This is a genomic window from Mycobacterium sp., from assembly GCF_019247615.1.
In the GTDB taxonomy this organism is placed as follows: domain Bacteria; phylum Actinomycetota; class Actinomycetes; order Mycobacteriales; family Mycobacteriaceae; genus Mycobacterium.
On the sequence record NZ_JAFBAT010000165.1, the window covers coordinates 1 to 5,908 of the forward strand.

Annotated in this window: 6 protein-coding genes and 1 pseudogene; 4 read left to right on the plus strand and 3 right to left on the minus strand. The window is 66.8% G+C overall.

The genetic code is table 11. The annotated features are described in order from the left end of the window. Positions 1-317: 317 nt before the first annotated feature. Positions 318-767, plus strand: a complete 450-nt coding sequence (locus JO059_RS11115) for a DUF5994 family protein (RefSeq protein ID WP_293316802.1) — start codon at positions 318-320, stop codon at positions 765-767. Positions 768-778: 11 nt separating this feature from the next. On the opposite strand, the gene JO059_RS11120 is transcribed toward JO059_RS11115, so the two are convergent. Together JO059_RS11120 and JO059_RS11125 are read right to left on the minus strand one after the other, a co-directional pair. Continuing rightward, the gene (locus JO059_RS11120) at positions 779-1,381 is read right to left on the minus strand and encodes a class I SAM-dependent methyltransferase (protein ID WP_293316805.1); all 603 of its coding nucleotides are present in this window, start codon (positions 1,379-1,381) and stop codon (positions 779-781) included. A gap of 155 nt (positions 1,382-1,536) precedes the next feature. Further along, positions 1,537-2,319 (minus strand): Rv3717 family N-acetylmuramoyl-L-alanine amidase, encoded by a 783-nt coding sequence (locus tag JO059_RS11125; RefSeq protein ID WP_293316808.1) that lies wholly within the window; start codon positions 2,317-2,319, stop codon positions 1,537-1,539. Positions 2,320-2,516: 197 nt separating this feature from the next. On the opposite strand from JO059_RS11125, the gene JO059_RS11130 reads away from it, so the two are divergent. From JO059_RS11130 to JO059_RS11140, 3 genes are all read left to right on the plus strand, one after another. Continuing rightward, a complete protein-coding gene (locus JO059_RS11130; protein ID WP_293316811.1) occupies positions 2,517-3,383 on the plus strand; it encodes an AraC family transcriptional regulator in 867 nt (288 codons plus the stop codon). A gap of 7 nt (positions 3,384-3,390) precedes the next feature. Beyond that, the gene (locus tag JO059_RS11135) at positions 3,391-4,320 is read left to right on the plus strand and encodes an SAM-dependent methyltransferase (protein ID WP_293316814.1); all 930 of its coding nucleotides are present in this window, start codon (positions 3,391-3,393) and stop codon (positions 4,318-4,320) included. Between the two features lie 125 nt (positions 4,321-4,445). Then, positions 4,446-5,624, plus strand: a complete 1,179-nt coding sequence (locus JO059_RS11140) for a pyridoxal phosphate-dependent aminotransferase (RefSeq protein WP_293316817.1) — start codon at positions 4,446-4,448, stop codon at positions 5,622-5,624. Positions 5,625-5,794: 170 nt separating this feature from the next. On the opposite strand, the pseudogene JO059_RS11145 reads toward JO059_RS11140, so the two are convergent. Beyond that, positions 5,795-5,908: pseudogene (locus JO059_RS11145) on the minus strand (alpha/beta hydrolase); the annotation flags it as partial.

Sequence of the window (5,908 nt, forward strand, 5' to 3'; positions counted from 1 at the left end):
CAGGTTTACGGCATCGGCGCAGCGGTACTGGCGCTCATCGCCGTGACGACGATAGCCCAGCTGATGTAGTTCTCGGGGCGCGAATTGCCCTGTCCGGGGATGGTTTCCGGCCGGAGTGTCCGCACGGGAGCGTGGTCATCGCACCCGTCGCGCGGGTGTAGCGGCGGGCGGCGTAGGGTGGTAGGTGAGCTGTTTCGTTGTCAGCGGTGCTTCCCCGCCCCCCAGCGGATGATGTCCCCCGGGCAATGTGATTCCTCCGTCGCCCTGCCCCCGCGGGGCGGTCGATGCCGACCGCGAAGGAACAGCCCATGTACGCCATGGCCGATACGAGAGGAAGCCGGAGCCGCGCCAATCCGGTACGGCTGTGCGTGGCCCGCGAGCTGGGCCACGACATCGACGGCGCATGGTGGCCACGCGCAGACCGCCTCACGAATGAGTTGCCCAACCTCGTTGCGGCCCTGACCCCTCTGCTCGGCGGCGTCACGTCGATCAACGTCAATTGGCCGCACCTGCAGCGACCACCCGACTTCAACTGGGCGGGATGGGAGGGCAAACGCCAGCACGTGATGACGGTCAACGGCGCCGACGCTCGGGTAAACCTGCTGATCGTCCCGTATGCGACCAACAGCGGACTCGCCCTGTTGCTGCTGCGCCGCGCTGCCGGCCTGCCGGTCGACGCCGCCGACCGCAGCAAGCCCATGTTCCTGACCGCGGGCTCCATTGTGCGCGCCGCCCAACAGCAACGTGCGACCCACGACGGCCGATAGTCTGGCGGCCACTATCCGCGTCGCGCCAGCCAGACGGTGCGGTGACCGCCGGCGGGATCCTCGACGACGTGGTTCACGACGTGGAAGTCGTTGGCGTGCAGAAGTTCACGGTATTCGTCGGCGTCCAGGCTCGCATGGTAAAGCGGCTCGCCCCGATAGCTGCCCACTCGTTCGCCGGCCGACGGGCCGCTGGTGAACAGCAGCGGAGCACCAGCCGCGGCATGGCGCGCGAAGATGGCAAACATGCGTCGTTGATCTTCCTGCGGTAGGTGAAAGAGGCTGTCCCAAACGGCGATGCCGCCGAAAACGCGGTTCAGATCCAGTGTCCGCATGTCCGCAACGCGCCATTGCTGCTCGGGGAAGCGGTTGGCACACAATGCGACCATTGCGCTCGATGCGTCGATCCCCGTCACTGTACAGCGGTGTTCGATCAAATAATGAGCGATCGGAATACCGCTTCCGCAGCCGATGTCGAGCACGCTCGCTTCATCGGGCAGGAGGGCGAGAAACCGATTCAGCCAAGCCTTTTCGTGAAGACGCTCGCCGCGATCGCGGGACCAGGAGATCGCGTGACGCTGGTAGATGTCGATCACCCGATCGGCGGCAGAATCCACGCCTCAAGGGTATTCCGACGCCTCGGCTAGCGTATCCGGCCCACCCACAGTGGAGGAAGCGCGGCCGGTCCGGGACGCGACGGCATGCATCGGCGAAATTGTCGAGGACGCGCTCTCGCTCGGCGGCGCTGTACGTCATCGGGGTCACCCGCGAGCTAGCCGGCGGTTGACGCTTTGTTGTTCAGAAAAGTGACGATGCCCTGGGTGACGGCGTCCGCGTACCTCGCCCGACCGTCGGCGCTTTCCATCCGCGCGGCCTCGTCCGGGTTCTTCATGTTGCCCAGTTCGACGAGGACCGCCGGATACTGAGCCAGGTTCAGCCCGGCAAGGTCGGCGCGGCCGTACAGGCCGTCAGACCCGACATACGTGGACGGGTGAAAGCCCGCCTGCACCAAGGCATCCCGCATCGTGTGCGCCAACTGCACGGCGGGGCCGGCCTGGACGTCGTTCAACGGCGGGCTGGAATAGTTCACGTGAAATCCGGAGCCGGACGCGGGCCCGCCGTCGGCGTGGATGCTCACTATGGCGTCGGGGTGCATCGCGTTGGCGAGCGCCGCGCGCCGATCGACGCACGGGCCGACGGAATTGTCGTCACCCCGCGACAGCTGGGTCCGAACACCCATCTGGTCAAGGGAACCGGCGATCAGGGCGACGACCGCCCAGGTGAAAGCATGCTCCGGGTAGCCGTCGTTTGTCGCGGTGCCTGAGGTGTTGCACTGCTTCGTGCCGCCCCGCCCGTTGGGCACCTGTTCGTTTATCGACGCGTCGGCCACCGCGTTGTGCCCCGGATCCAGGAACACGCCCGTGCCGGCGACACCGGCATTCGCGAGCGGGGCATCGACGAGTGCGTTCACACCGAGCAGCACGGGCGCGACACCGGCGCATTTCAGGACGCCGCGCCGAGAAACGGCTCGCAGCCAATCGGGTCGATCGCTCACCGCGCGATGGTAACAATCGCGCCGCTAACGCCGGTGGTTGAGCCGCCTTACCTGATTTCGTTCCGGGTAGAGATAGTGATCGGCGCGCAGGCTCACGGCCGCCCGCCGCGCCGCCTGGAGGCTGGCGCGTTTGGGGTTCTCCCGCGCGATGGGCCAGGCGTCGGCCGACCTCTCGGACCGGCAAGGATGGATCCGTGATGACGATCGATCCGCAACCGGCGCCCCGCCTGTACCGGCCGCGGCCGCCGTTGGCCGGGTACGTCGAGTTCTTCGGGCATTGGCGCCACAGCGGCGCCACCTACCGGAGCCGGGCGCTGCCGCGCGGCGCGGTCACCATCGTGTTCGACGTCGGTCGACGACAGCAACTGGATTTCTACGCCGCCGACGGTCGGACCCGCTTGGCCGTTCCACCCGCCGTCATCGCCGGGCCGCACCGCGAGCCGTATGTCACCGACATTGCGGCCGAAGAACCCGCCATGGCGATCCATTTCCGGCCCGGGGGCGCGTTGCCCTTTTTCGGAATCCCGTTGAGCGACCTGGAAGATGCGAGCGTAGGGCTTGACGAGATCTGGGGGCGCGCCGGCCACGAACTGCACGAGCGTCTTATCGTGGCCGATTCAGTGGCCGCTCGCTTCGACCTGCTCGAGCAATTCCTGCTCGCACGGGCGCGGTTCTCGGTGCCCCGCCATCCCGGCGTCACCGCGGCGTTGGCCGCGATCGAGGCCAACCCTTCGATTCGAATGACGGAGCTGCGCCATCTGGCGGGACTGCCGACCAAGCCGATGATTTCGCAGTTTCGGGCAGAAGTGGGCTTGGCTCCCAAGGCCTACGCCCGGATTCGTCGCCTGCAGGCGGCGCTTCGTCGCCTCGATGGCGGCACCGTGAGCGGTGCGGCCATCGCCACCGATATCGGCTATTTCGATCAAGCACACTTTTTGCGGGAGTTCCGGTCCTTCACCGGGATGACGCCGAAGCAGTACGCGCTGCAGGGCAGAGTCTTGCCGGGCCATGTCCCGGCCGGGCGGCACAAATATCCAAGACCGGCCGCGGCCGCGTCGGCATGATCCAGGCATGGACAGCACACGAAACGCGCTAGCGGCCACCGCATTCCTTGCGGCCGCGGTGCGCGCCGACGAATCCGCCCGCGACGAGCCGCTGATCACCGACCCGTTCGCCGAACGGCTCGCGGGCGACGAGGGTCGACGATTGCTCGCCGACGCCTCGGCCGCGACTGGACAGCCCCCGGCCGAGATCGTCATCCGGACGCGGTTCTTCGATGAGGCGCTCCGTGATGCGCAGGCCGGCGGTGTGTCGCAGGTGGTGATCGTGGCCGCCGGCATGGACGCCCGCGCGTACCGGCTGACATGGCCGGCGGGCACCACCGTCTACGAGGTCGACCAGCCGGCGGTGATCGCGGCCAAGGATCAACGGCTGGCCGGCGAGCGGCCTAGGTGCCGACGAGTGACGGTCGGCGTCGACCTGGCCGACGACTGGCCCAAAGAGCTTCGCCGCCAGGGGTTTATCACCTCCGATCGGACGGCATGGCTGGTCGAGGGATTGCTCCAATACATCGATGAGCCGGCCGTCGAAACACTGTTCGCGCGCATAGACGCGCTGTCCGCGCCCGGTTCGGTGTTGTTGTACAACGTGATCGGAAAGACGCTGTTGGAGGCGCCGTTCATGCAGGCGACCCGGCGGTACATGCGGCAACTGGGCGCACCATGGACGTTCGGCACCGACACCCCGGCCGCCCTGATCGAGGGCCGCGGCTGGAACGCTGAGGTGACCGATGTGGGCGAGGTCGGAACCAGGTGGCATCGGTGGGACCACCCCGTCGTTCCTCTGGACGTGCCCGGTGTGCCCCGCGGCTACTTTGTGGTGGCGACCAAGGGCTTACGCTCGGCACATGATCATCGCCCGCCGCAAGATGACGATCCCGCTAATCGTGCCGGCGACGGTCGCGGCGGCGATCGCCCTTCCGGCGACGGCGCGCGCGGATGACCACTACTTCCACCGGGACGATCTCGTGCGAATGCCAGCCCTCGGGGATGAGATGCACCGACAGCTGCTCCGGGCGTTACTTCCGGGTTTCACCCGACTCCTACGACCTCGGTTGAGACGAGCTCGTGTTCGCGGATCGCATTCCCGGTGACCTCTCGCCGAACCGGTTGGCGCTGGCGGTCCGGCAGCGAAGAGCTACCGGAAATCCCATCATCGACCTCACCGAGTCCAATCCGACGCGTGTCGGGCTCGACTATCCCGCCGATCTGCTCGCGCCGCTCGCAGATCACCGGGGTCTGCTCTATGCGCCAGAACCGTTGGGACTGCTCGACGCTCGCCGTGCAATCGCAGCTGACTACGGGCGTCGCGGCAGTTCCATCAGCCCGCAACGGATCGCGCTGACCGCGAGCACCAGCGAGGCGTACTCGGCCCTGTTCAAGCTGCTGGCACGGCCCGGCGACGAAGTCCTCGTCCCCCGGCCCAGCTATCCGCTCTTCGGGATGCTCACGACGCTGGACGGCGTGGTACCGCGGCCGTACGACCTCGAGTACTTGAGCTACCACGGCGGCTGGACTGTCGACTTCGCCAGTGTCGAGCGCGCTTTGAGTCCCCGCACACGGGCGTTGCTCGTCGTCGACCCGAACAACCCGACCGGCTCCTTCATGTCCGGCGCAGAAATCGACCGGATGGCGGCGATCGGCTCCGAGCGCGGATTCGCGCTGATCGTCGACGAGGTGTTCGCCGACTACGAATTGGCGCCGGGCTCCACGGGGTCGCGCCCGTCGGTTCTGTCGCGGTCGGACGCGATGGTGTTCGCGCTGGGCGGACTGTCCAAATCGATTGGCCTGCCGCAAGTGAAGCTCGCATGGATCGCGGCGGCCGGTCCCCCGCAACTCGTCGCGGAGTCGCTCGAACGGCTGGAAATGATCTGCGACACCTATCTGTCGGTGTCCACGCCGGTGCAACTGGCCGCGGCTGAGCTGATCGAGCGCGGCGCAGCGATCCGGGCGCAGATATCGGCCCGCACGAGAACCAACTACCGCCGACTGCAAGAGGCCGCCGCTGCGGTTCCCTCGTGTGACCTGCTCAATTCCTGCGGCGGGTGGAACGCGGTCATTCAGGTGCCGACGCTGTGTTCCGAAGAGGAGCTCGTGCTGATGTTGCTGAGGGCCGAAGGGGTGTTGGCGCATCCGGGATACTTCTTCGATTTTCCGCGGGAGTCTTTTGTGATCGTGAGCCTGCTGGTCGCCGAAGCCGTGTTCGCAGCCGGCATCGAGCGACTGTTTGGCCGGTTTGCCGGCTGACGGATCCCTGCTCTGCCTATCTTGGCATGTCGACCCTACTGTTCACCCAAAGTGGTTGTCCCACAGCGGAATACCTGATGTGCCGACGCCGCGCTCAGTTATCGAAGAATGTCGTGCCCGTGCCGCTCGGCGATCGACCGCACCGGTCGTCTCTTCCCATCGCGCCGCGGTTAGATACTGAGCTCCCGGTTGATCTGCGGCCAGTATTGGGGGCCGTCCACGGTGAGGATTATCCAGTCGTGAATCTCGCCCTTGGCCAGTACGAAGCTGATCGGTGCCCCGGT